Origin of the sequence: Collinsella sp. LCP21S3_D3, assembly GCF_052118305.1 — a bacterium.
Lineage (GTDB): Bacteria > Actinomycetota > Coriobacteriia > Coriobacteriales > Coriobacteriaceae > Collinsella.
On record NZ_JBQKHK010000012.1, the window covers coordinates 1 to 24,292 of the forward strand.

25 protein-coding genes, 1 tRNA gene and 1 pseudogene are annotated in these 24,292 nt (G+C 61.6%); 18 read left to right on the forward strand and 9 right to left on the reverse strand.

Annotated features, from left to right (window positions below; genetic code table 11):
- From ACTQ1S_RS06555 to hisE, 3 genes and pseudogenes are all read left to right on the forward strand, one after another.
- Window positions 1-183: pseudogene (locus ACTQ1S_RS06555) on the forward strand (SIS domain-containing protein); the annotation flags it as partial.
- Between the two features lie 262 nt (window positions 184-445).
- Window positions 446-1,318 carry an ATP phosphoribosyltransferase regulatory subunit gene (locus ACTQ1S_RS06560; RefSeq protein WP_441547329.1) on the forward strand — a complete coding sequence of 291 codons (873 nt, stop codon included), beginning with the start codon at window positions 446-448 and terminating at the stop codon, window positions 1,316-1,318.
- A 3-nt stretch (window positions 1,319-1,321) separates the two neighbouring features.
- On the forward strand, window positions 1,322-1,639 hold the full coding sequence (gene hisE, locus ACTQ1S_RS06565) for a phosphoribosyl-ATP diphosphatase (RefSeq protein ID WP_006235893.1): 318 nt from the start codon (window positions 1,322-1,324) through the stop codon (window positions 1,637-1,639).
- A 110-nt stretch (window positions 1,640-1,749) separates the two neighbouring features.
- Here hisE and ACTQ1S_RS06570 read toward each other — a convergent pair whose 3' ends face one another.
- Complete coding sequence (locus ACTQ1S_RS06570) at window positions 1,750-2,661, reverse strand: PHP domain-containing protein (protein WP_441547330.1); 912 nt, start codon at window positions 2,659-2,661, stop codon at window positions 1,750-1,752.
- Window positions 2,662-2,999: 338 nt separating this feature from the next.
- Here ACTQ1S_RS06570 and larC point away from each other — a divergent pair, with 338 nt between their 5' ends.
- The 5 genes from larC to ACTQ1S_RS06595 all read left to right on the forward strand — a co-directional run bounded on the left by larC (window position 3,000) and on the right by ACTQ1S_RS06595 (window position 6,907).
- Window positions 3,000-3,485: a nickel insertion protein gene (larC, locus tag ACTQ1S_RS06575; protein WP_441547331.1), complete on the forward strand. Its 486-nt coding sequence runs from the start codon at window positions 3,000-3,002 to the stop codon at window positions 3,483-3,485.
- Window positions 3,486-3,544: 59 nt separating this feature from the next.
- Window positions 3,545-4,093, forward strand: coding sequence for a phosphodiesterase (gene yfcE / locus ACTQ1S_RS06580; protein WP_441547332.1), 549 nt, complete (start codon window positions 3,545-3,547; stop codon window positions 4,091-4,093).
- Window positions 4,094-4,095: 2 nt separating this feature from the next.
- The gene (gene mazG, locus ACTQ1S_RS06585) at window positions 4,096-4,956 is read left to right on the forward strand and encodes a nucleoside triphosphate pyrophosphohydrolase (protein ID WP_441547333.1); all 861 of its coding nucleotides are present in this window, start codon (window positions 4,096-4,098) and stop codon (window positions 4,954-4,956) included.
- A gap of 168 nt (window positions 4,957-5,124) precedes the next feature.
- On the forward strand, window positions 5,125-5,886 hold the full coding sequence (locus ACTQ1S_RS06590) for a hypothetical protein (protein ID WP_441545384.1): 762 nt from the start codon (window positions 5,125-5,127) through the stop codon (window positions 5,884-5,886).
- Between the two features lie 19 nt (window positions 5,887-5,905).
- Entirely contained in the window at window positions 5,906-6,907 is a 1,002-nt protein-coding gene (locus ACTQ1S_RS06595) for a Ppx/GppA phosphatase family protein (RefSeq protein ID WP_441547334.1), read from the forward strand.
- Between the two features lie 149 nt (window positions 6,908-7,056).
- On the opposite strand, the gene ACTQ1S_RS06600 is transcribed toward ACTQ1S_RS06595, so the two are convergent.
- Window positions 7,057-7,141, reverse strand: a tRNA-Leu gene (locus ACTQ1S_RS06600).
- 31 nt (window positions 7,142-7,172) lie between these two features.
- Complete coding sequence (locus ACTQ1S_RS06605) at window positions 7,173-7,796, reverse strand: hypothetical protein (RefSeq protein ID WP_441547335.1); 624 nt, start codon at window positions 7,794-7,796, stop codon at window positions 7,173-7,175.
- A gap of 163 nt (window positions 7,797-7,959) precedes the next feature.
- On the opposite strand from ACTQ1S_RS06605, the gene ACTQ1S_RS06610 reads away from it, so the two are divergent.
- Both ACTQ1S_RS06610 and ACTQ1S_RS06615 read left to right on the forward strand, forming a co-directional pair.
- Entirely contained in the window at window positions 7,960-8,247 is a 288-nt protein-coding gene (locus tag ACTQ1S_RS06610) for a PTS sugar transporter subunit IIB (RefSeq protein ID WP_055252380.1), read from the forward strand.
- Window positions 8,248-8,258: 11 nt separating this feature from the next.
- Complete coding sequence (locus ACTQ1S_RS06615; protein WP_427718886.1) at window positions 8,259-8,633, forward strand: VOC family protein; 375 nt, start codon at window positions 8,259-8,261, stop codon at window positions 8,631-8,633.
- A 294-nt stretch (window positions 8,634-8,927) separates the two neighbouring features.
- Here ACTQ1S_RS06615 and ACTQ1S_RS06620 read toward each other — a convergent pair whose 3' ends face one another.
- From ACTQ1S_RS06620 to ACTQ1S_RS06630, 3 genes are read right to left on the reverse strand one after another with little or no spacing between them, the layout of a single operon-like run.
- The gene (locus tag ACTQ1S_RS06620; protein WP_441547336.1) at window positions 8,928-10,223 is read right to left on the reverse strand and encodes a sensor histidine kinase; all 1,296 of its coding nucleotides are present in this window, start codon (window positions 10,221-10,223) and stop codon (window positions 8,928-8,930) included.
- A complete protein-coding gene (locus ACTQ1S_RS06625) occupies window positions 10,207-10,992 on the reverse strand; it encodes a response regulator transcription factor (protein WP_441547337.1) in 786 nt (261 codons plus the stop codon). The genes ACTQ1S_RS06620 and ACTQ1S_RS06625 overlap by 17 nt, the downstream gene beginning before the upstream one ends.
- An 18-nt stretch (window positions 10,993-11,010) precedes the next feature.
- A complete protein-coding gene (locus ACTQ1S_RS06630) occupies window positions 11,011-11,553 on the reverse strand; it encodes a DUF4342 domain-containing protein (protein WP_441547338.1) in 543 nt (180 codons plus the stop codon).
- 554 nt (window positions 11,554-12,107) lie between these two features.
- On the opposite strand from ACTQ1S_RS06630, the gene ACTQ1S_RS06635 reads away from it, so the two are divergent.
- A complete protein-coding gene (locus ACTQ1S_RS06635; RefSeq protein WP_441547339.1) occupies window positions 12,108-12,347 on the forward strand; it encodes a hypothetical protein in 240 nt (79 codons plus the stop codon).
- A gap of 85 nt (window positions 12,348-12,432) precedes the next feature.
- Window positions 12,433-13,158, forward strand: a complete 726-nt coding sequence (locus tag ACTQ1S_RS06640) for a metallophosphoesterase (protein WP_154515068.1) — start codon at window positions 12,433-12,435, stop codon at window positions 13,156-13,158.
- Between the two features lie 15 nt (window positions 13,159-13,173).
- Here the strand turns inward: ACTQ1S_RS06640 and gluQRS are convergent, their stop codons facing one another.
- Window positions 13,174-14,184: a tRNA glutamyl-Q(34) synthetase GluQRS gene (gene gluQRS / locus ACTQ1S_RS06645; protein ID WP_441547340.1), complete on the reverse strand. Its 1,011-nt coding sequence runs from the start codon at window positions 14,182-14,184 to the stop codon at window positions 13,174-13,176.
- Between the two features lie 525 nt (window positions 14,185-14,709).
- Between gluQRS and ACTQ1S_RS06650 the strand changes: the two genes are divergently transcribed.
- Window positions 14,710-16,653 carry a DUF2207 family protein gene (locus ACTQ1S_RS06650; RefSeq protein WP_441547341.1) on the forward strand — a complete coding sequence of 648 codons (1,944 nt, stop codon included), beginning with the start codon at window positions 14,710-14,712 and terminating at the stop codon, window positions 16,651-16,653.
- A 273-nt stretch (window positions 16,654-16,926) separates the two neighbouring features.
- Here the strand turns inward: ACTQ1S_RS06650 and ACTQ1S_RS06655 are convergent, their stop codons facing one another.
- Entirely contained in the window at window positions 16,927-17,568 is a 642-nt protein-coding gene (locus tag ACTQ1S_RS06655) for a GNAT family N-acetyltransferase (RefSeq protein ID WP_427728515.1), read from the reverse strand.
- 277 nt (window positions 17,569-17,845) lie between these two features.
- Here ACTQ1S_RS06655 and purH point away from each other — a divergent pair, with 277 nt between their 5' ends.
- From purH to ACTQ1S_RS06675, 4 genes are all read left to right on the forward strand, one after another.
- On the forward strand, window positions 17,846-19,453 hold the full coding sequence (gene purH, locus ACTQ1S_RS06660; protein ID WP_441547342.1) for a bifunctional phosphoribosylaminoimidazolecarboxamide formyltransferase/IMP cyclohydrolase: 1,608 nt from the start codon (window positions 17,846-17,848) through the stop codon (window positions 19,451-19,453).
- A 278-nt stretch (window positions 19,454-19,731) separates the two neighbouring features.
- Window positions 19,732-20,439 (forward strand): hypothetical protein, encoded by a 708-nt coding sequence (locus ACTQ1S_RS06665; RefSeq protein WP_441547343.1) that lies wholly within the window; start codon window positions 19,732-19,734, stop codon window positions 20,437-20,439.
- A 177-nt stretch (window positions 20,440-20,616) separates the two neighbouring features.
- Window positions 20,617-21,288 carry a response regulator transcription factor gene (locus tag ACTQ1S_RS06670; RefSeq protein ID WP_427728526.1) on the forward strand — a complete coding sequence of 224 codons (672 nt, stop codon included), beginning with the start codon at window positions 20,617-20,619 and terminating at the stop codon, window positions 21,286-21,288.
- A gap of 9 nt (window positions 21,289-21,297) precedes the next feature.
- Window positions 21,298-22,341 carry a sensor histidine kinase gene (locus ACTQ1S_RS06675; protein ID WP_441547344.1) on the forward strand — a complete coding sequence of 348 codons (1,044 nt, stop codon included), beginning with the start codon at window positions 21,298-21,300 and terminating at the stop codon, window positions 22,339-22,341.
- Between the two features lie 253 nt (window positions 22,342-22,594).
- On the opposite strand, the gene ACTQ1S_RS06680 is transcribed toward ACTQ1S_RS06675, so the two are convergent.
- Window positions 22,595-23,032: a universal stress protein gene (locus tag ACTQ1S_RS06680; protein WP_154515052.1), complete on the reverse strand. Its 438-nt coding sequence runs from the start codon at window positions 23,030-23,032 to the stop codon at window positions 22,595-22,597.
- A gap of 242 nt (window positions 23,033-23,274) precedes the next feature.
- On the opposite strand from ACTQ1S_RS06680, the gene ACTQ1S_RS06685 reads away from it, so the two are divergent.
- Window positions 23,275-24,255, forward strand: a complete 981-nt coding sequence (locus ACTQ1S_RS06685; protein ID WP_441547345.1) for an undecaprenyl-diphosphate phosphatase — start codon at window positions 23,275-23,277, stop codon at window positions 24,253-24,255.
- Window positions 24,256-24,292 lie beyond the last annotated feature (37 nt).

A 24,292-nucleotide genomic window follows, 5' to 3' on the forward strand; every position in this document is an offset into this window, starting at 1 on the left:
GAGGACTACGTCATCATCGACACCGCCGAGTACGCGATCCCGGGCCTGGACGACGACTTCCGCGTCATCGTGTCGCCGTGGATCCTGTCCGTGCTGACCACCGACCGCCTCTCGCGCAACTACGAGCTGGTCACCAAGCACAACCTCAAGTACCGCCGCTACTACCACCAGTTCGACTACTAAGAGCTGGTCACGGGTCCGATATCTTGGCTGGTTGATATCTCAACCCTGCACAAGGGCGTCCGCAATTGCACGGGCGCCCTTTTTGCGTTGTAACAAGAGACCGCTGCTAATCGCTTGCCCTATGTTTCCAAATGAATACGCTGTGAGCCGAGGGCGACGGTTCTCCCCGCAAGCACTCTAGTATGCTAAAGTACCCAGAAGATCGGCGGAGCTATGCCGGTCTTTCGTTCTATATGAAACGCAGTATGAGGAGGCTCACCAGATGACGGCCACACCGTGGGGATTCCGGGACATATTGCCCGAGGAGGCTCAGGCACGCGAGGAGATCTCGTATACGGTGAAGGGCTGCTTAAGGGAGCATCATTACCTTCCGGTCGAGACGCCGCTGCTCGAGGACAAGGGTTCGCTCGAGGAGGGCGGCCGCATTGCGGACACGCCGTTTAAGCTCTTTGATGACGACGGCCGCCTGCTGGTGGTCCGTCCCGACAACACGCTGCCGATCGTGCGCCTGGTTTCGACCCGCATGCGTGCGGCCGATCTGCCCCTGCGCCTTCGCTACGAGGCGCCGGTGGTTCGCGAGTGCCAGCGCAATGCCGGTGGCTCGCGTCAGTTTACGCAGCTGGGCTTTGAGCTTATCGGTGCGGGCGATACCGCGGGCGATGTAGAGATTGTTTCGCTGGTGGCCGAGGCCGTGCGTAAGCTGGCGCTTCCCGATGCTCGTATTATCGCAGGTAGCGTGCGTCCTTTTAAGGAGCTGCTCGCGGCGTGCGAGGATCGCGAGCTGGCAGCCGAGGCCCTGCGCTGCGTGCATGCCAACGACTTTGTGGGCCTCGATGCCCGCGTGGCTGCCAGCACCGAGTCTGATGCCGTCAAGGCCGCCATTAGCGAGCTGCCGCGCCTGCACGGTGGTGCCGAGGTGCTCGACCGCGTGGACGCGCTGCTGGAGGCCGCCGGTATCGCCGCGCCGCCGACGCACGAGCTGCGTGCCCTGGTCGAGGGTTTGATAGCGACACGCTGCTGGTCAAGGTTGACTCGCCGGGTCCGGCCTGCCATACCGGCAACCGTACCTGTTTCTTTAAGAAACTCGCGTAGGGCGGGCGCTCGACCAGGCGCTTGGCCGACCAGAAAGGATTGAACCATGGGTGTGCGTACCGCAAATGTTCAGGATGGAAATATCGGCGAGACGCTAACGGGGCTGGCCGAGGTGATTCACGGTCGTCGCGATGCGTCGCCGCAGGAAAGCTATACCGCTCGACTGTTGACCGATGTGGAGGATGAGCTGCTCAAGAAGCTTGCCGAGGAGGCGAGCGAGGTGATCATGGCCTGCAAGGATAACGACCATGATCACATTCGCTACGAGGCTGGCGACCTGGTCTACCACCTGCTCGTGACGCTTGAGCGCTACGGCATTACCCTCGACGAGCTGGCCGGCGAACTCAACGCCCGCCGCCACTAGTCGTTAAAGAACGTCCCCGATGACCATAGAAGTTGCGGTGGAATAGTTCTTGTTTGACGGTCTTAGGGCTATAAATAGGAGCTATTTCACCGCAACTTATGAAGGGATGGCTAGGCGAGGGGTGTGGACTCCCATTCGCCGGTGGGGTGGGGGATGTCGAAGGTTCGATAGCCGCAGTCGTAGGCATGGGCTTGGGCCTCGCGGATATTCCAGCAAATATCACAGGCGCGGTGCGCATCCGAGCCAAAGGTAATCGGCACCTCGGCATGGGCAAAGCAGCGCAAAAGGCCGGTCGCGGGATAGTAGTCGTCGAGCCCCTTGCGCGGTGCGGCGGTCGAGACCTCAACGCGGCGGCCCGTATCGTGCGCACACTCGGCCATCTGCCGCCAAAACGGTGCGGGGTCAAAATCGGGCGCAAAGCCTTCCTTCGAAAAGCGCATGACCAGGTCGGGGTGAGCCATCACATCAAAGTTGAGCGAGCTTTCGCAGGCGCGGCACCATTCATCGACATAGCGCTCCCACACGCCGCGCACGCCCAGGTTTTCCCAAACGTGCAGGTTGGTGTCGTCGTCGATCCAGCCGCAGCGTGAGTCGGGCGTATCGGGGCGTGCGACGCCCTCTGTCCCCGTCGTGCCCGCAGCGCCTGCCATGATATTGCCCGGGTTACCAATCCAATGCACGCTGCCCAGGCGTACGACGGCGCCCCGGGACCAGCGCTCAACCAAAGGCTCGCAGCCTTCGTACCAATCGCACTCAAAGCCATAGACAAGCTCGAGCTCCGGCGCAATCTGCGCGGCAAGCTTGCGGGCATCCTCAAAAGCCAGACGATGCGCCGGCAGGTCGCCCTCGACAACCTGCACCTCGCAGGTGGCATCCATGCTGGCAGGCAGGGTAAGGTGATCGGTCGAGACCATGGTGCGGCAACCGGCCGCAGCAGCGGCGCGGACGTTGTCTTCAAACGAGGCGTGTCCGTCCGAAAACGAGGTGTGAGTATGGCAATCGACCAGCGGGCAAGCAGGCATGGCGGCTCCTTTACGTCAAGCGAATCTGCTCCATTGTAACGGCGCGGCCCCCAGTGCGATGTGCGCGCCGTGGGCCGAAATCGACTGGAAAGGACGGGCAGCGCATAAGGGCGGGCTCGCGACATCGGCCTTGCTTCGAATCATGTACCTCAGCCTCCAAAACTGACAAAAAATGACATGTTTGGAGGCTGATGTACATGTTTGGCCGAGGCGGTGGAGTGTCGGTTCTTGCAGACAAGGAAAATCGCGCTCATCGCGCGCCGCCACACTTGCGCCGCTCGCGATGTGCTAGCGTTTGGGTGAATAAAACGAGCCCGTGCGGAAAGGAGCCGGACCGTATGCAACGTGGAACTACATCTCCGCTGTCCCGCGAGACCGATGCGCCCGAAACCATCGTCAAGCTGGAGTGCGACATCGACGACGCTTCGCCCGAGGTGCTCGCCTACGCCGCCGACCGCCTGCGCGAGGCCGGCGCGCGCGAGGTGCACTGGCTGCCCCTCTATTGCAAGAAAGGCCGCCCTGGCTGGCAGTTGCAGGTAATCTGCACCCACGAGGATATCGAGCGCCTGCAGACGATCATCTTTTTGGAAACCACGACCAATGGCATCCGCCGCCAGGTTATGGAGCGCGTTTGCCTGCCGCGCTACTTTGAGCGCGTAACGACGCCGTGGGGCGAGGTGTCCGTCAAGGTGGCCACCTTGCCCGACGGCAGTGAGCGTGCGGCGCCCGAGTACGAAGACTGCGCCCGCCTTGCCCGTGAGCACAATGTGCCGCTCCAACGCGTGATGCAGTCGGCCCAGAGCGCGGCACTGCGATTTGAATAACGCGGCTGGTGGCGACATTCCGCGCTCGGCCACGTCAACCCCACCCCGAAAGGACCTCCATGAAATACCTCATCGCTTCTGACATCCACGGCTCGGCATATTGGACCGAGCGCCTCTGCGCCGCCATCGAAGCCGAGCAGCCCGACCGCATCGTCCTGCTGGGCGACCTGCTTTATCACGGTCCGCGCAACGACCTGCCGCGCGACTATGCTCCCAAGCGCGTGATTCCGTTGCTCAACGCCCTGGCCGACCGCATTATCGCGGTGCGCGGCAACTGCGACGCCGAGGTCGACCAGATGGTTCTCGACTTTCCCGTCATGGCGGACTACGCCACGCTGTTCGACGAGACCGGCCGCGAACTGTTCCTGACGCACGGCCACGTCTTTGGCGCCGGCATGCACAACAGCGTCGACCACGTGCCCGCGCTGCCCGAGGGCTCCGCGCTCGTCTACGGCCACACGCACGTCAAGGTCAACGAGGAAAGCACCGCGCACCCGGGTCTGTGGCTCTTCAATCCCGGCAGCGTGAGCATCCCCAAGGACGGCACGCACAGCTATGGTATCTACGAGGGCGGCGCGTTCCGCCATGTGATCATGGAGGAGGACTAACCATGGCCGAGCACATGGCTCAGCAAAATGCCGAAGGTTCGCGCGACCTGTCCACGCTGGTCGATGCATCGGCCGAGTTACAACATCTGGTACAGACTATCTGGCGCCTGCGTCAGCCCGACGGCTGCCCGTGGGACCGCGAGCAGACGCACCAGAGCATTGGCAAGAACATGATCGAGGAGGCCTACGAGGCGCTCGACTGCATCGAGGCGGATGACGCGGCCCATCTTCGCGAGGAGCTGGGCGATGTGCTCATGCAAGTCGTGCTGCATGCACAGATTGCGGCGGACGCCGGCGAGTTTACGCTGGCCGACGTGGCGCGCGATATCGACGCCAAGCTCATTCGCCGCCATCCGCACGTGTTTGGCGATGTGGACGCCGGCAGCTCCGACGAGGTGCTCAAGATTTGGGACGAGGTCAAACTTGCCGAGAAGGCCGCCAAGGACCAGGCCGTGGCGGCGGGCGATGCTGCGCCCGAGGGCCTGCTCGACGGCGTGCCCACGCATCTGCCGGCGCTGATGCAGGCTCAGAAGGTGTCGCGCAAGGCGGCTGCCGTGGGCTTTGAGTGGGATACGGTCCAGGATGTGTGGGACGAGGTCGCCGAGGAACGTGCCGAGTTTGAGGCCGAGGAGCCCGGAACACCCGAGCGCGAGATGGAGTTTGGCGACCTGCTCTTTGCCCTGGTCAACGTTGCGCGCAAGGAGGGCATCGACGCCGAGAGCGCCCTGCGCGCCAGCACGGCAAAGTTCCGCCGCCGTTGGGCCGCGATGGAGCAGATGGCGGCCGATGCCCATGTTGATCTTACCGAGCTTTCGACCCACGGGCTCAACGACCTGTGGGATGCCGCAAAGGCAGGGGAGTAGGACACGGTGTTGGTCGGCGGGGCGTAAGGGCGGCGCCCCGCCGACTTGTCCGTTGGCGACCACGCGCGCTCGAGTAATGGATTTGTCCTACGGCTCGTCCGGCTGGTCCGCCCGCGTGCTATAACTAAAGGACTTAGCGCAAACAAACCTCAACCGCACAAGGCGCACATGGATCAGATTTACGACAACAGGCACTATTCCGCCGGTTCGCGCGAACCGTCACCTCGCCGTGCGCATTCGGTGCAGCTTGGCGGGTCTGGTTATGCTGGCGCTGATCGCTCCAGGTATAGCTCGCCGGCGACTTCGCATCCCAATGCTCAGCCAAATAGTTCCTCGGACAGTCCGGTGCGCCCATCGCGTTCCAAGCATACGTCGCGCCCTTCGACCCAGGCGTCCGACAAGCCGCGCCGTCCCTCAAGCCGTCTTTCGGGTTCGGACTTTATGCACTACGCCAACGATAACGCGGTGGTCAAGGCAATCTATGATTTTACCCACGGTCCCCAGCGAGGGCTGTTTGTTGGCATTGTCGTCGCCCTGGCGCTCGTGAGCCTGTACTTCCCCGTGCGCGACTTGTATGTGGCAAAACGCTCGAGCGACATCTTGGCCAAGCAGGTCGAGATTCGCGAGCAATATAATGACGACCTGCAAAAAAGCGTCGACAAGCTGCTCTCGGAGGAGGGCATTAAGGACGCGGCGACCGAGGACCTGGGTCTGGTTATGCCCGGCGAGAAGAGGATTGAAGTGCAGGGCCTGGACGACGATTCCGATGCCTCGTCGAGCCAGAAGTCGTCGAACGCCAAGAAGGCCAGCGAAGTTGCCAAGGAAATCGAAGAGGTCGGCAAGGACGCGCCGTGGTACATCCAGACGCTCGACATGCTGTTTGGTTTTAACGGCGTCGAGGGCCAGACAGTCGTGTCCAATGGCGAGTAGCGCCCGGAGGGGGGCCGCAATGACGAATTGCAAACGATATAAGGTGGCGGCGATTGACCTGGGAACGGTGTCGTCGCGACTGGTGCTGGCCCAGGTCGAGGACGGGGCGATCGTGGAATCGTCCAAGCATACCGAGATTACCGACTTGGGCGAGGGCGTGGACGCAACGGGGCACTTTTGCGAGGCGGCCGTTGGGCGCGTGCTCGCTGCGTGCCGAATGTTTGTGGACGAGGCCCGTGCCTTTGGGGCCGCGTGCATCTGCACCACGTGCACGAGCGCCGCGCGCGATGCGTCCAATGCCGCGCTGCTGCTGGACGGCCTGCGCGAGCTGGGGCTCGAGCCGCAGGTGATTCCGGGCGAGGTCGAGGCGCGCCTGACGTTTTTTGGCGTGGCGCACGACTTTACCGGCGAGCGCATCATTGTTACCGATTCGGGTGGCGGATCCACGGAGCTCGCGACGGGCGTCTATGCGCCGGAGCGTGGGGTCTTTGCGCTGGAGGGAACGCGCTCGCTGGACATCGGCTGTCGCCGCGTGACGGAGCGGTTTTTCTCGGCGCTGCCGCCAACGGGCAGCGAGCTTGCCGCCGCTGGCGCGTGGGCAAACGAGCAGTTTGCAGGCTACTTTAAGAGCTTGCCGGTCGACTTTGAGCGAGCCGAGCGCCTGGTCGCGGTGGGTGGCACCGTCACCACGCTCGTTGCGCTCGTTCACGAGCTGGAGCCGTATGATTCGAGTTTTGTGCACCTGCGCGAGCTTTCGCTGGAGCAGGTTTCGGCCGCTATCGAGCGCATGTCCTCGCTGGATGTCGCGGGCATCGCCGCGTTGCCAGGCGTGCAACCCAAGCGTGCGGGCGTGATCCTGGCTGGTGCTGTGGTGATTCGCGAGCTCATGCGAGCCGGCGGCTACGACGCGCTCACTGTAAGCGAGAACAGTCTGCTCGCCGGAATGGCCGCCACCATCAACGAGGTTCTCGACGGCGCGACCCCCACCATCGCCTGGACCCCCAGCCTCAGCGTCCTTTAACTATCCCCTCATAAGTTGCGGTGAAATAGTTCCTAAATGGGCTGATAAACTGCCAAAACAGGAACTATTCCACCGCAACTTAGAGGCTTGACGGTGTCCAAAAGAAACGAGCCCGCATTCCAAAGGGACACGGGCTCGTAAACAATACGTGGTAGGGGCGGTGGGACTCGAACCCACAATCCTTGCGGCGAGAGATTTTAAGTCTCCTGCGTATGCCAATTCCGCCACGCCCCCGTAAGACTAGAAGTCTAGCACAAGCCGTTCGTTACGCGTTGACGGCCATCGAGTGTTGGCCCGACTTCTCGAGGAACTCTTGGAACTTTGCCTCGTCGCCCTTGTTTTGGTACTGCAGGGCCAGCAGGTACTCCAGTCGGCAGCGCTTGACCGGGTCGTTGCCGACATCCTCGAGCATGCGCTCCAGCTCGGGAATGTCGTTGTGGCGCTTGAGGATCATCGTGTCGTACATCAGCTGGCATTCGTGCGCGACTGCCTCGGCTTGGCCACCCTCAAAGCCCTTGATCTCGTGCAGCAGCTCCTTGGACTTTTTGCGGTCCTCCTGGCCAACGTAGTAGTTAAAGGCCTTGATCACTAGATCGACGCGCTGCATCTTGGGCAGGTTGAGCCCCAGCAGCAGGTCAAACATCTCGTCGGCGCGCTCGTGGTCCTCGCGCAGCAGATAGGAGTTCAGGCGCAGGTAGTCGCGGTTGTAGCGCGGGTACAGCATGCTGGTGAGTTTGCCGTCGAGCAAACGATCGAACTCGTCCCACTGTTTGGCGGCCATGAGCCGCTGCAGGCGGTTAAACGTGGTGCGTTTTTTGATGCTAAAGAGCAGCGACACGGCGATACAGATGACAACGACGACGGTCCAGAGTGTGCGGGAATCGGGCATATTGAGCTCCTCGGTCGCTCGTAAAACAAGCGGTATGACAAAACGTACTAGATGTATTATACGCAGCGTGCAAGCAAACTGGCACAAAAGTGCATCGAGGCCGAGCGCCATCGCTCGCTGCGGTACACTTACCTAAAGTAAACCATGAAGGGAGACATTACCTATGAAGAAGATCGTTTTGGCTTGCGGTGCTGGCGCTGCTACTTCCACGCTCGTTGCCCAGAAGGTCGCCACCATGCTCGACGCCAACGGTTACGCCGGCAAGTATGAGATCGTGCAGTGCGCCATTTCCGAGGCCAAGGACGCTTGCGACGAGGGCGCCGACCTGCTGATCGCCACCACCGTTGCCCCCGAGGGCCTCACCTGCCCGTACGTGAGCGGCGTGCCCTTTATGACCGGCATGAACCGCGTCGCTGCCGAGAAGGCCGTTCTCGACGTCATGGCTCAGTAGACGCTGCCTGTATGAACGAGCAGAACGCCAACCCGGTCGAGCTCTTTGGCATGCGCGTTGCCCATGTGGGCATTAACGCCACCGACCCGGCAGACGCCCTGGAGATCGCGGAGCTGTTCTCGACGATGATGGGCCTGCCCGTCAGCGAAACCCCGATTTCGTACTTTAACGACTCGCTGGTCGAGATCATGAAGCAGAACGGTCGTGGCGCCAAGGGCCACATAGGCTTTGCCGTCAACGACATCGATGCTGCCGAGAAGTGGTTTGCCGAGCACGGGCTCGAGGTCAACGAGGAGTCGCGCGTGCTGCTGCCCGACGGCGGCACCAAGCTTGTGTACTTTAAGCGCGAGTTCGCCGGCTTCGCCGTGCACCTGTGTCGCGAGTAGCGCGCAAGCTGCTATAACGAAAAAAGGGATAGGGCCGCATGGCCCTATCCCTTTTTTATGCCGAGGGGTCGACCTTTTGAGGGGACATGAAATCGGGGTCTAATACTTTTCCCGAGAAGTGAACGAGCAGAATTGGACCCCCGAAGCATCGACACTTTGAGGGTACCGTTTCCTGCGGTTTTGATGCTGGAATCCTGCGACTTTCCCGTCGAAAAATGTGGATGCTTCAGGGGTCCAAATACGCTCGTTCACTTCTCTGGAAAAGTATTAGACCTCGATTCACGAGGGGGCTTCCTACCGTGGCAGGCGAATCGTAAAGCGGCTACCGACGCCCTCGACCGAGGTCACGCCAATGGCGCCGCCATGGCTATCGACAATCCACTTAGCAATGGCAAGCCCCAGGCCCGAGCCCTGCGCGCCGGCATCGCGTGCGTTGTCGGCGCGGTAGAACCGTTCAAACGCGTGAGCTGCGGACTCCTGGTTCATGCCGATACCCTCGTCCTCAACACTTATGTCGATCGCGCCCGTGCCCGTATCGGGAGTTATGGCAAACGTGACGGTCGTTCCCGCGTTCGAATACTTGGCGGCGTTCTGCACGATCACGCGCAGAGCCTGCTTCACAAGCGCCACGTCGACAGGTGCGTCGCAGCGCGGATCGTTGGCAAATGCAGCGTCAAAAGCCAGCCGATACGTGTGCGCGGCGTCGATCATCTGCGATTCCTCGCACACCTCGCCGACCAGTGCGGCCAGGTTGGTATGCGCACGCCGCAGGACCGTGCGCCCGGCATCGCCGCGTGCCAAAAACAGCAGCTGCTCCACGAGCTCCTGCATATGCTCGCTTTCGGCCTTGAGGGACGCGATGGATTCCGCCAGCACGTCCGGGTCGTCTTTGCCCCAGCGGTCGAGCATGTTTACGTAGCCCTGAATCACCGCGATGGGCGTGCGCAGCTCGTGGCTTGCATCGTTGACAAAGCGCATCTGTTGCAGCTTGGCCTCTTGCATCTGGCGCAGCAGCCGGTTGAGCGCGACCTCGATGCTTGCCAGGTCGGCGTCGCCGGTGGTGACGCTCGGCGAGTCGACGCTTGCACGCTCGATGGCCTGTTCCAGCGTTTCCATTTTGCCGCCGGAGAGCTGCATGCGGCCGAGTTCGTCCACGCGCAGGGCCAAGTCGTTGAGCGGCGCCATGGTGCGACGCACGTGCCTCGCGCCGCCGAGCATGTTGAGCACGCTGATGACCTGCCAACCCACAACGACAAAGTAGAGAGGCCATAGCGCGACGAGGTCCTGCGCGAGAGGGAAAGTCTTGGTGGTACGCGCAAGCTCGACAGTATAGGTGAGCGTTGTCAGGTCCCAGCCGCGCGCGGGCGTCAGTGACATGCCTTGAACAGTGGCGCCGGGGATCCATCCTGCGGTAAACGCACCGTCGGGCAGCGTCTGGTTGTATCCATAGACGAGGATCGCCGCCGCAATCACCATCAGCAGCAGATCGAGCCAGACGTAGCTCATCAGGCGGCGCCATATATAGCTCCAGTTGATGGCGCGGGCGATGGAGGTGACACGCTTGGCCTCGGCGTTACGCACGGCAGACATAGCCCACCCCGCGCACGGTCTGGATGATGCGGGCGCCGCCGGCGTCCTCGATCTTGGCACGCAGGTGCGCGATGTGCACGTCGACGTTGTTGGTGTCGCCCACGTATTCGTAGCCCAGCGCCTCGTGCGCGATGCGCTCGCGTGTGAGCACGGTTTCGGCATGTGTCATAAGCAGGGCGAGAACGTCGAACTCGCGGGCCGTGAGCGCGATGGGCGAGCCGCCGATCGTGACTTCGCGGCGGTCGGGGTCGAGCACGACCGAGCCCACGGTGAGCGCGGCGGGGGAGGGCGCGACGGAAGCCTTGGTCGACTCACTGACCGGGGGCACCGCAGCGGCGTCGCCGCCCGCGCCGCCCGCTATGCCCGCCCCAGCGCCGGCGCCGCCAACGCCCGAAGCCGCCCGCACGGCCTCCGCGCGCTTCAGCGCAACGCGAATCCGTGCGAACAGCTCCTCAATCGCAAACGGCTTGGTCAGGTAATCGTCGGCACCGGCATCGAGCCCGGCCACCTTGTCCATCACGGCATCGCGTGCGGTGACCATAATCACCGGCACATCCTTGTGCTTGCGGACACGCCGCAAGACCTCCATGCCGTTGAGCTGCGGCAACAGCACATCGAGCAGAATCAGATCGTAGTCGCGCTCCAGCGCCAGGTCCACGGCGGTGCGGCCGTCGGCGGCGTGCTCCACCTGGTAGCCCTCGTGCTCCAGCTCGAGCGTCACAAAGCGGGCGATTTTCTCCTCGTCCTCTACGATCAGGATCCGTGCCATGCGTGCCCCCGTCTGCGATTACTTGTCGTCGTTCAGGTTTTGCTTGATGTCGTCCGCGGCGTCGGCGGCGTGATTCATAAGGTTGTTGATGCTGCCGGGCACGTCGCCGTCGCTATCGATGCGGTAGCGCATGCCAAAGAATAGGCCAATCAGCATGAGCCATATCGTGGCGCCCCAGGCAAACAGGGCGACGATGGGGATCAGGATGGGGATGTTGAGGATGATGGCGTCGCGGCGCGTGGCGATAAACTTGGTGTCCAGGCTCAGGCGGAAGAGCTTTTTGAGGTACTCCCACACGCTGTCCATCTTCTTGGAAAAGTCAGTCTTTTCGCTCGACTTCTCGTAGGCTGCCTGCGCGGCGACCATCTCGGCCGAGGGTTCATCGGCCGGCTCGGATTCGGTGGCGGCGTGCGCCGATGTGGTCTGGGTCTTGCCTTGCGACTCGAGCCAAATGATGGCGTCCAAAACGTTGCCGTCGGCGGCGTCGAGCGCGGCCTTGGCATCGGTGTAGCTCACGTTGCACTTGGTGCGGATGGTTTCAACTTTTTCGAGGTCGTCCATGACCTGTCCTTTCGTTCGATGGGCGCGACGTCGGGCGATCTGCCCGGGCGCGAGCGTTGCGTTCGCGATCTGCGTTGCGCGGCGCCGCCCCGCCCTTGGTCGAACTTTATAGTGCAGGTTATAGATTAAGCGATTCTTGAGCCAAGATTAATGTTGGATGAGTTTTTGGGTGGTGTGGGGAAGGAAGAGGTGCCCTTCTGGGTAGCTAGTAGCGAGGTCTAATACTTTTCCGAGAAGTGAACGAGCTAAAACGGACCCCCGAAACATCGACACTTTAGAGGTGCCGTTTCCTGGGGTTTCGGTGCTGGAATCCTGCGATTTTGCCGACGAAAAATGTGGATGCTTCAGGGGTCCTAAAACAGACGTTCACTTCGCGGAAAAGTATTAGACCTCGATAGCGGGGGATGGAGTGCCGGTGCAAAACGGCGTTAAGGGCTGGTCGAGCAGGCGGTTTCTCCATTGATGTCCGCACGGCATGTGACACTTACCCTGCCGCCCTGCTCTGCCGCGGCGGCATGTGCCCAAACAACGGCCCTCTAAGGAGTCCGATATTGATGAGTGATAACACCAAGCATCTCGCAAAGAAGTGCGTTAAGGACGCGGGGCCGTGCCTCGCGCTGTGCGTGGTCGGCGCAGCGGTCGCGCTGTTGGCTGTTCTGGGACCATTCGACGTGCTCCGAAGTGCCGGTTCTCTGCGCGTTTGCATGGCCCTTGCCGGCGCTATGATGACCGGCGGCGTGCTCGATCTGATTTTTTGGGTGCTTGATCCGTTTGGATGGAGGAACGAGGGGTAAGTCCTAAGGGATGGAAGGGCTGGAACGGTTGGCTTAGTGATCGTGCAGAATGTGGGCTAGCTACTTACGGGGAAGCGGTGATCCGATGACGGTCTATGTGACGGGCGATATTCACGGCGGCCTCGACATGCAAAAGCTGCGCGACTGGGATCTTGGGGATAGTCTGACGAGCGACGACCATCTGATTGTCGCGGGCGACTTTGGCTTTCCGTGGGATTTCTCCGCCGAGGAGTGCGCCGACATCGCTTGGCTGGAGTCGCGTCCCTATACCGTGCTGTTCGTCGACGGCAACCACGAGCGTTTCGATCACTGGGCGGAGCGTCCCATGGAGCTGTGGCACGGTGGGCTAACGCAACGCCTGTCGGATACCTCTCCCATACGGCGCCTGACGCGCGGCGAGGTTTTTGAGCTCGACGGCTCAACGATCTTTACCATGGGCGGCGCCACGAGCGTGGATAAGGAATACCGCATTCCCTATTCCAGCTGGTGGCCACAGGAGCTGCCGGACGAGCGCAACTTTGAGGAGGCGCGGACAAAGCTCGACAGCGTGGGCTGGAAGGTTGACTACGTGGTCACCCACACCTGCTCTACGCGCATGCTTTCGCCCACGCTCTATCCGGGGCCTGGCTGGAATTGCCCCGATGTCGACCGACTTACAGCATTTTTCGATGAGCTGGAAGACCGCTTGGATTACAAGCGTTGGTACTACGGGCATTTTCATCGGGATGCCAACCCTGCCGAGCGCCATACCGTGCTCTACGACTGCATCGTTCGCTTGGGCGACGAACTCCAGCCCTGGGACGTTGCGTAGGGGCGAGGTATTTGGCTACTCGGCCGTTACGGTGATGTTCTCGCGGTGCGCGCGGATGACATTCCAGCTAAAGTGCTCGACCAACTGCTCGGCAGAGCGCGACGTGGTGTCCGGCGCGATGCCCGTTTGCCCGGCGAGCCATCCCAGCAGTGCCTCGGGCGTGCCAAAGCGTGCGCGTAGCTCGCCCAGGTCCAGATCGCGGTCGCGCTTGGAAAGGCGGCGGCCGTCCGGCGACATGAGCAGCGGAATGTGCGCGTAATGCGGCGTGGGAAGTCCCAGCAGATGTTGCAGGTAGATTTGGCGGGGCGTGGAGCCCAGCAGGTCGCATCCGCGCACGACCTCGGTGACGCCCATGGCAGCGTCGTCGACCACCACGGCTAGCTGGTAGGCAAAAACGCCGTCGCTGCGGCGCACCAAAAAGTCGCCGCACTCGGTGGCGAGTGCCTCGCATTGGGCGCCGTACGTACGGTCCACGAATTCGATCACGTCGCCGGCGAGGTCATCGACGGTAGGCACGCGCAGACGCGTGGCCGGGGCGCGCAGAACGCTGCGGCGGGCGATCTCTTCGACAGAAAGGTTTCGACAGGCGCCGCGGTAGATGGGCGTGCCGTCGCTGGCATGCGGCGCGCTCGCGGCGTGGAGTTCGGCACGCGTACAAAAGCAGGGATAGGTGAGGTCGACGTCATTCAGCCGGCGCAAGGCGCTTTCGTACAGGTCCAGACGATCGTGCTGGTAGTAGGGGCCTTCGTCCCACTCAAGCCCTAGCCAGGCCAGATCGTCAATCAATTGAGCGGCAAGTTCCGGGCGCTTGCAGCGATCGTCCAGGTCCTCGATGCGCAACACGATGCTGCCGCCCTGGCTGCGGGCCGAAAGCCACGAGCACAGGCAGCTGAACACGTTGCCCAGGTGCATGCGGCCCGAGGGCGACGGGGCAAAACGGCCTACGACAGGTACGGGAACGGAGGCGGGCGGCGTTGTTGGCGCGTTCGCGGCGGGCGTTGCTATGTTGCGTGCGTTGATATCCATGCGGACGAGTATAGCGCGGGGCGCGATGGGGAGGCGTCACTGTGGTCCGCAAGTTGTCGAGGCCCCGCATTGCGTATGGTGGGCCGCAGGCTCGGTGCTTTGATTCCTGTCGATCAGCTCAGTACCTTAGACAACAGAAACCCCGGCAGCTCTTCGCAACTGCCGGGGTTTCCGCGGAAAAGGGGGACATGATCCTCGAGCGAACGGCAAAGGGGCAAACCAGTTTCGCTCAACTGCTTTATGCCCCTCGGCTGACGGCTCAATCAGCGCGTGCCGCGCCCACACAAAGCTGCTACACCTGTGACGGAGCTGTGAAGTGGTATCTATTGCTGGCGCGGGCCATGCCAAGGGTGTCCCTCATGACTAGTCATTTAAGAACGTCCCCAATGACTACCCAATGATTAGCTGCTGGCGGCAGGCATGACTTTCATCCCGTTTGGCGCTCCGGTCGCCTAGATGTTCGTCATGTGTACCCGCAAACGTGGGACAATGGCGCTGTTGGTTTTACAGACAAAGGATGTGCCTATGAACGCCCCCGTTGCCAATGCTTGTCGGCAGCGCTGCCCGTTTGCGCGATTTGCTTCCATTTGCGCACTCGTCGCGTGCGTGCTGCTGCTGTTGCCCGCCGTTGCACGTGCCGACGGGTATTCCATGACCCAAACCTATATCGGTGCCACGGTTGAAGCCGATGGGTCGCTGACCGTTGTCGAGGGACGCCAGTTTGATTTCGACGACGACATCAACGGCGTGTATTGGGATATCAATACGGGCACCAACCAGCAGGGTGGTACGGCGGGTGTCGACGTGCTGAGCGTCGAGGAAGATGATGCCGCGTTTAGCAGGGTTGACTATGCAAACAAAGGCGACAACGGCGTCTATACGGTTGAGCAGTCAGACGGCGGCGTAAAGATCAAGGTGTTCAGCCCCCACGAGAGCGGCGACAGCGCGATCTATTACGTGAGCTACACCATGACCGGTGCGGTTATGAACTGGTCCGATACCGCCGAGCTCTACTGGAAGTTTGTGGGCGACGGCTGGTCTGCGGACTCCGATGACGTCGAGATGGAAGTTTACTTCGCAAATGCCGCTGCCGGAACGGCGGCCGTCAAGGGCGATAACTTCCGTGCATGGGGCCACGGTCCGCTCACGGGCGACGTGTCGCTCGACGCGGACGAGCCCATGGTCACCTATACCATACCCTGCGTGCATCAGGGTGAATTCGCCGAGGCGCGCATCGCCTTCCCCAGCGATTGGGTGCCGCAGCTCGCCGCCTCGGGCAAGGAACGCATGTCGACAATTCTGAGCGAGGAGAAGGCGTGGGCCGAGGAGGCTAACGCCCGCCGCGCTCACGCCCGCATGATCGCCAATGCACTTGCCGTGGTTAGCGTTGTCGCGGCGGTGGCCTTTACCGGCACGATCGTCGTGCTCAAGTTGCGCAAGCGCAAGCCCAAACCGCTGTTCCAGGACGAATACTTCCGCGACGTGCCCTCGGCCGACCATCCCGCCGTGCTTTCGGCCCTCATGAGCTGGAACGAGGTGCCCGATCAGGCATATATCGCCACGCTCATGAAGCTCACCGACGATCGCGTGATCAAGTTAGAGGAGGCAATCGCGACCAAGGGCAAGAAGGGCCTGCTCCGTCGCGAAAAAGAGGAGCAGACGTATCGTGTGACGGTGAGCGATGCGGGCTGGAAGTCGGCCAAGGGCATTGACCGCATGGTGCTCAAGGTCTTCTTTGCCGGTGCTAAGCCCGACGAGAACGGCGATCGCTCGCGCACGTTTGACGAGCTGCAACACTATGTTAAGCAGCACGCTACGCCCGTGGGCGACAAGCTCAAGGACTATCAGAGCACCGTTAAGGGCAAACTGGCCGATAGCGAGTACGTTGCCTCGGACGGCATTGTCGCAATGGTGTTTTGCCTGGTTCTTGGTACTCTGATCGCCTTTGTTCCCGTGGGATCCATTTTCTTTACCGACGGCGCACAGGTGAACATTGTCGCCGCGGTTATCTCGGTGCCGATTGTGCTGGTGGGTATTGGCGTGGGCCTTACGTTCCGCCGCCTTACGCCGGAGGGCGCCGAGGTGGCGGCTCGCTGCAAGGCGCTCAAGCATTGGCTCGAGGACTTCACGCGTCTAAAGGAAGCCGTCCCCGGCGATCTGGTGCTGTGGAATAAACTTCTGGTGATGGGTGCGGCGCTGGGCGTTTCCAAGGAAGTTCTGCGTCAGCTTGCCGAGGCCGTGCCGCCCGAGGTGCGCGAGGCCGACGGCTTCTACGATAATTACCCCTGCTACTGGTGGTACTACCATCACTACGGAAACCAGTCTCCGCTCGATTCGTTCGATGGCGTGTATCACGAGAGCATCCGTGAGCTGGCTTCGAGTTCCGATAGCTCGAGCGGCGGCGGCGGTGGTGGCTTCTCGGGCGGCGGAGGCGGCGGCGTCGGCGGAGGCGGCGGCGGAACGTTCTAGCGGTCCTAAATTATGGGATGGGCTTTTCTCGGCAGCCGTCGGGGAAAGCCCATCCCCTTTTTATGCGCCAAAATGCGCCGATCTTTTACTTTTGCCCACCGCTATTTGCAGACTCCTCTATAGGGTGATGCCAGCGAGGGTTTCGGCGACTCTTTTGTTCAAGACTGTCCCCGGCGACTAGTCATTTAAGAACGTCCCCAACGACTGGGCGTGGTTGCTGCCAAGGAGTGTCCCGGGGTGCCGGCACAAAGGGGATGTCCCTAACTGCCGGTTTTAGGCTGTTAGGTCGAGTTCGTAGAGGAAGCTTTCGCGCGGCATGTCGTGGCGGCGCTCTTCGCGGTTGGCGCGGTGCGTGGCCGTGCGCTTAAAGCCATGCAGCTCGTAGAACTTCCACGAGCAGTTGGAGTCGGTATACAGGTGCGCTCTCGACGCTCCGCGCGAGGACAGGTGCGAGACCGCGGCATCGAGCAGAACCGAGCCAACGCCCAGGCCGTGGACATCGCGATCCACGGCAAGCAACGTGACCTCGTTGTCATGCGGCAGCGGGCTGCTCTCGAGCAGGCGGTTGTTGGTCCGAATGGTGGCGCGCACAAACGAGAGATACTCGGCACAGGCATCGGGCTCCAGCTCACGCATCTGCGACAGCAATGCGCGTTCGGTATCCATCCAATGCTCCTTAACGGTGGCGCCGCTGCTTTGCCCCGCACGTGCGAGTGCAATGCCGCGCGCCTGGCCGTCGATTACGGCGACCTGCGAAAACGTCGAGGAAGAAAGGCAATAGGCAAGATCGCACGCGGCCTCAAGGCGGTTGTACTCTTCGTTATCCGAATTGTTATGCCAAAGCTGCTGCAAGATCAGCGCGATGGCGTCGAAGTCTTCGGTATCAAACGGTCGGTAGAGAACCCGCGAGACCATAGTGCCTCTTTCTATTGCGGATGCATATCGAGCACAGTTCTACCATGCCATTGGCATCTAATTATGGTGCCCCTGTGTTCCATCAACTCACCGTGCCCAGTGGCGCTCCTGCAACCCCCGCTCGCAAGCTTTTTCTGCACATGCGCCCGTTACGGGGTGCATCGATGCGCTCGATGCGCTACATTGAATCAGTATTTTCAATGCCGCTGCGCGAGCGCTGCAGATCGACGTATCACCGACTCACAGAGCACGGCGGCGTACCAGACAGGAGGACTGCATGGGATCTGATGTGAAGATCGCACGCGCGTTGATCTCGGTTACCGATAAGACGGGCGTCGTCGATTTCGCACGGACGCTGGTTGACGACTTTGGCGTCGAGATCATCTCTACGGGCGGCACGGCTCGTGCCATCGAGGACGCGGGCGTTCCCGTAACCCCCATCGAGGAGTTCACGGGCTATCCCGAGATGATGGACGGCCGCGTCAAGACGCTGCACCCCAAGGTTCACGGCGCGCTGCTGGCTCGCCGCGATTCCGAGCAGCACATGCAGGAGGCAGCTCAGCACGGCATTAAGCTGATCAACCTGGTCGTCGTCAACCTGTACGAGTTCGAGAAGACCGTCGCCAACCCCGAGGTCACCTTCGCGGATGCCATCGAGCACATCGATATCGGTGGCCCCTCCATGCTTCGCTCTGCCGCCAAGAACGCCGCCAGCGTTACCGTCATCTCCGACCCGGCCGACTATGATGCCGTCCTGGCCGAGATGCGCGAGACCGGTGGCTGCACCACGCTTTCCACCCGTCGTCGCCTGCAGGTGAAGGTCTACCAGACCACCGCCGCCTACGACACGGCTATCTCCCGTTGGCTTGCTGCCCAGGCAAGCGACGTGGCGGACACCTCTGCCAAACTCGAGGTCTCGCTGGAGAAGGTCGACGACCTGCGCTATGGCGAGAACCCTCAGCAGAAGGCTACGGTCTACCGCTTTGCCGATGGCTGCGAGAACTCCGCGAGCTCGCAGTTCCCGCTCGTGGGCTCCGAGCAGATTCAGGGCAAGCCGCTCAGCTACAACAACTATTTGGACGCCGATGCCGCTTGGAACCTGGTTCGCGAGTTCGACGAGCCTGCCTGCGTGATCCTCAAGCATCAGAACCCCTGCGGCTCCGCCGTTGCCGAGGACATCACGGCTGCCTACGACCGCGCCTTTGCCTGCGATCCCAAGAGCGCTTTCGGCGGCATCATCGCCTGCAACCGCGAGGTTCCCTTTGAGCTGGTTGAGCACTTTGCCGATCAGAACAAGCAGTTCGTCGAGGTCATCATCGCCCCGAGCTACACCGCCGAGGCGCTCGAGCGCATGGCCAAGCGCCCCAACCTGCGCGTGCTGGCTACCGGCGGCGTGGATCACGGCGCCAAGGTGGAGCTGCGCTCCATCGACGGTGGCATGCTGGTGCAGGAGGTCGACCACGTGATCGAGGATCCCGCGACCTTTACGTTCCCCACCGACCGCAAGCCCACCGATGCCGAGATGGCCGAGCTTGAGTTTGCCTGGAAGGTCTGCAAGGGCGTCAAGTCCAACGCCATCCTGGTCTCCAAGGGTAAGGCCGGCATTGGCATGGGCCCGGGCCAGCCCAACCGCGTTGACTCCGCACTGCTTGCCTGCGAGCGCGCCGAGGACTTCTGCGAGCGCGAGGGCGTGGAGAAGGGCGGCTTTGCCTGCGCAAGCGACGCGTTCTTCCCGTTCCGCGACAACGTCGACGTGCTTGCTGAGCACGGCGTGACCTGCATCATCCAGCCCGGCGGCTCCAAGCGCGACGACGAGAGCATCCAGGCCTGCAACGAGCATGGCATCGCAATGGTCTTCACGGGCGCCCGCCACTTCCGCCACTAATGATCGTTACGCGGTTTTACCAAACCGCGTAACTGCTCGACGCTGCGCCGGCCCCAAGCACCTCATCTCGCCGCTCAAACCGTCGCTCGCGCACAGAAGTACGCGTCGCTCCTCTTTCGCGGCGACCTGAGGCACTTGGGTCCGGCTCGCTGGCTTATGCTCCACCAGCGGTATTGGCTCGCCCCGAACTAAAGCTATCTATTGCCGTCCGTGCCGGTTGGTGCGGGCGGCTTTTTTGGGTATAACGGTGCGGTGTATGTTTTTGAGAAAGGTTGGATATGGCCGTTGTGGATGATGCCGAGCTGTTTGGCAATGCCGAGGACCAGCGTGCGTACGAGGACTTTTGCGCCAATCAGGAGGCGGTCGAGAAGTTTACGCTCGACAAGCCCGCGCTTGTCTGCCGTTGGCGCATGTCCAACAAAAAGGTGCCCATGCTCAACCGTCACATTCGTGCGCTGTCCGAGCGCCTGGTGCAGGGCGAGCCGCTCACCCATAACATGCTCAGCTGGGCCAAGCAGCACGTTGAGTGGTCGCTTGCCGAGGGCGATTACACCGCGCGCGACGGCGTGCTCATGCTGGTGATCGACGTTAACGGCAATGCCGCCATGACGGTGGGGGAGTACGAGCCGCTGGCCGATACTTCGGCCAAGGCGCTGCGTGCCCGCTCCGCCGAGGCCCGCTCCGAGGCCGACGAAACCGGCGTGGCACCCGAGCTGCTCGCCGCCGTCAACAACGGCGAGCTGGCCTTTGTGGCACCGGCGGACGAGTGCCTGTGTGGCACGGCGACGCTTATCGAGCAGCTGGCCCAGACCAAGGGCATCCCGGTCACGCGCGTGGATATTCCCGCGCAGCTCAAGGGCGCGCTGTTCCTGGTGAGTGACGAGCACGGCGTGGTTCCTGCCGCCGAGACGGACGCCGTCGAGTCCGACGCCGCTACGGTTGCCTTCTTTGCCGAAGGCTACGAAAAGCTCCGTGCCTGCCGCTAAATGATTTTCCTGGGACGGGGATTTAATAATCATTTGATTCTCGCTCCCGTTGCGAGCGAGGGGCGAGCCAAACGCTTTCGTTCGCGAACAGTTCTGTCACCTTGGTGCCTCGCGAGGCACGCACCTGCGGCTCCGCGGTCATAATGGGGCAAGACAACCAAGAGGGGAGCGGAATCCATGGCGCTGATCTATGTCGTTGAGGACGATGAGCGCATTCGTCGTGAGCTTGTCGACATCCTTGCCCGCGCCGGGTTTGAAATCGAGGCCTGCGAATCGTTTGAGCATGTCTCGCGCGATATCCTTGCCGCCGCGCCCGACCTGGTGTTGCTCGACCTCACGCTTCCCGTCAAGGACGGCCAACATATCTGCCACGAGGTTCGCCGCGAATCCGAGGTTCCTATCATCGTCCTCACGTCGCGCACGACCGAGATCGACGAGGTCATGGCCATGACGCTTGGCGCGGACGACTTTGTTCCCAAGCCTTACAGCGCCCGTGTGCTCGTGGCGCACATCAATGCGTTGCTGCGCCGCACCGCGGCGGCGGGCGATCGCAGCACGCTCGTCCACAAGGGGCTGGAGCTCGACCTCGCCCGCTCCATGGTCACCAATACGGCAACCGGCGACAGTACCGAGCTCACCAAAAACGAGCTGCGTATCCTCTCGCTGCTCTTGGGCCGCGCGGGCAAGATTGTCTCGCGCTCGGCTATCATGCAGGACCTGTGGGACTCCGACGCCTTCGTGGACGACAATACGCTCACCGTCAATATCAACCGCCTGCGCACCACGCTCGAAAAAATCGGCATCAAGGGGTATTTGACGACGCATCGCGGCCAAGGCTATTCGGTCTAGGAGCCGGTTATGTCGTTTGCCAAGTTCTTTAAAGATGCACTGCTTCCCATTGCCGTGTGGACCTGCGGCGTGCTGCTGAGCTGTTTTGTACTGACGGTCGCCGGCGCCCCGGCATCCATCGTGGTCGTGGCGGTCGGTGTGTCCTTTATCTTTGGCATGCTGGGCATCGTGATCGAGTACGTGCGCCGTCGTCGTTTTCTGTGCCAGCTGGAGCGCGCGGCAGAGGAGCTGGGGAGCCCCGCTTGGGTGCAGGAGATGGTGCAATGCCCGACCTATGCCGAGGGCGAGCTCGAATATGAGGTCTTGCGCCGGGTGGGCAAAGCCGCTTGCGACGAGGTGGCGGAAGGCCGGCGCCAGACCGATGACTACCGCGACTATATCGAGAGCTGGGTCCACGAGGCCAAGCTGCCCCTGGCGGCGGCTCATCTGATTTTAGATAACCTGGACGGCAGCGAAGACGACCTGTCGCGCGTGGATGACCTGGGTCGCGAGCTGGCTCGCGTGGAGCGCTATATCGATCAGGCGCTGTACTATGCGCGCTCGGAAGTCGTAGAGCGCGACTACCTAATTCGCCGCTGGGGTCTCAAGAGCTTGGTGACGGGCGCGATTAAAGCCAACGCGCGCGAGCTCATTGCGGCGCACGTGGCTCCGGTGTGCGAGAACCTCGACTTTGAGGTGTTCACCGACGAGAAATGGCTCGAGTTTATTCTGGGGCAGCTCATTCAGAACAGCATTAAATATGCGCGTGAGGACGGCGCGAAGATTGTGTTTTCGGGTGCGTTGCTGGACGAGGGCCTGGCAAGCGAGCGCATCGAGCTTACCGTCGCGGACAACGGCTGCGGCGTGAGCGCGGCTGACCTGCCGCGCGTGTTCGAGAAGGGCTTTACCGGCGATAACGGCCGCACCACCAAGCGCGCAACGGGCATCGGCCTCTACCTGGTGGCGCGCCTGTGTTCCAAGATGGGCATCGACGTTGCCGCGGCATCCGACTCCGGCGAAGGCTTTGTCGTAACATTCGCTTTCTCGACCAACAAGTTCCAATACTTCGAGTAGTCGGGCCGTCTTGTGGTGCGGACGGCTATGTTCCCGAGCGTGAACATGGCTATGAGGCTCTAAAAAAATCACCCAAACAAAACGTGCCGCCCGACCAGGGCGGCACGCCATCTCTCTATTCAGCTAACTCGCTGAAGTACGGTGACGAAGGCGCAAGGCCGGGAGGGGTTATCTAAGCCGACATCCCGCAGCCGCGAAGCGGCGAGGACGTCGGCGTGATAACCCCGCAGGCCTTGCGCCGGCGGGAAGGAACCTACTTCACGACCAGAATGTCGCAGTCGGTGTTGCGCAGCAGGAATGTCGAAATCGAACCCAGGAGCGCATACTTGATCGAGGAAAGGCCACGAGCGCCGCAGAGCACCAGATCGGGCTTGACCACGTCGAGCATCTCGTCCTTGAGCGTCTCGCGAATACGGCCGGCGCGAATCATGACTTCGACCTCGGGAATGTTGGGATTAGCCTTGGCCTCTTCGAGCTGCTTGGCGATGGAGTTCTTAAAGGCCTCCTCCAGGCCGTTGACCAGATCGACCGGATAGGAACCGGCGCTCTCGAGCGCCGTGGAATCGATGACGTGACCGATGATCAGCTTGGCGCCATTGTTTGCGGCGACCTTGATAGCGCGTGTGAGCACAAAATCCTGCTGCTCAGTACCGTCGAGTGAAACAAATACCTTGGTATAGCCCTCGTTCATGGTTTCCTCCTTGGTCTATCGCACGGGCGCGGGGCTCGTGCATCGGACGACGTGTTGGCCGCCGGACACTTTAGCTTGTTGCAGTTATACCCAAGGATTTCGGTTTGACCGCTCGCAATTCTGTGAACGGGCGAGATTTTTGGTAAGGGTGGGCGCGGCCGCGGCCGAACGGTTGATAATGGGACATCGCCCGCAACCGTCCGCAGAACAACTATCGGCGGGTGAAAAACGAGGGGGTCCCTTTGGATATCATCGAGCTTCTAAAATCTGCCTTCATGGGCCTGGTCGAGGGCATCACCGAATGGCTGCCCGTTTCGTCGACGGGCCACATGATCTTGGTGGACGAGTTCGTCAAGATGAATGTGAGCGAGACATTCTGGAATATGTTCCTGGTCGTGATTCAGCTTGGCGCCATTTTGGCCGTTTGCGTTCTGTTCTTCTACGACTTAAATCCGTTCTCGCCCAGCAAGGGCAAGGAGGGTCGTCGCGACACCTGGGTGCTGTGGGGCAAGATTGTGCTTGGCTGTATTCCCGCCGCGGCGATCGGTCTGCCGCTCAACGACTGGATGGAGGAGCATTTCTATAACGCCCCCGTCGTGGCGCTGGCGCTCATCGTGTACGGCGTGTTGTTTATCGTGATTGAGAACTGGCGTGCGAGTAAGCGCGAGAACGCCGCTCTTGCCGATTCGTTTGGTTCGTGTGCTGTGGTGGCGGGCGGGCGTCCCGCCGGTGCACACTTCGCGGCTCCTGCGGCGGATATTACCGAAGACAATGACGATGACGAGGATTTGGACTTTGGATCCATCGCCACGCTCGAGGACCTGAGCTGGAAGACCGCATTGGGTATCGGTTGCTTCCAGGTGCTTTCGCTGATTCCGGGCACATCACGCTCCGGCTCTACCATTATCGGCGGCCTGCTGCTGGGCTGCACGCGCTCGGTGGCGTCCAAGTTCACGTTTTTCCTGGCCATTCCCGTTATGTTTGGCGCGAGCGCGCTCAAGCTGGTCAAGTACTTCGTTAAGGGCGGTACGTTTGGCACCAACGAGATTGCCATTCTGGGCGTGGGCTGCGTCGTGGCCTTTGTGGTTTCGCTTATTGCCATCAAGTGGCTCATGGGCTTCGTTCGCCGTCACGACTTTAAGTGCTTTGGCGTCTACCGCATTATTCTGGGCATCGTGGTGCTCGCGTACTTCTTTGTTCTGGAGCCTATGCTCGGTCTGTAACTTGGTTGACGCTGCGCGGCGGCCAGAGCGCGGCGCA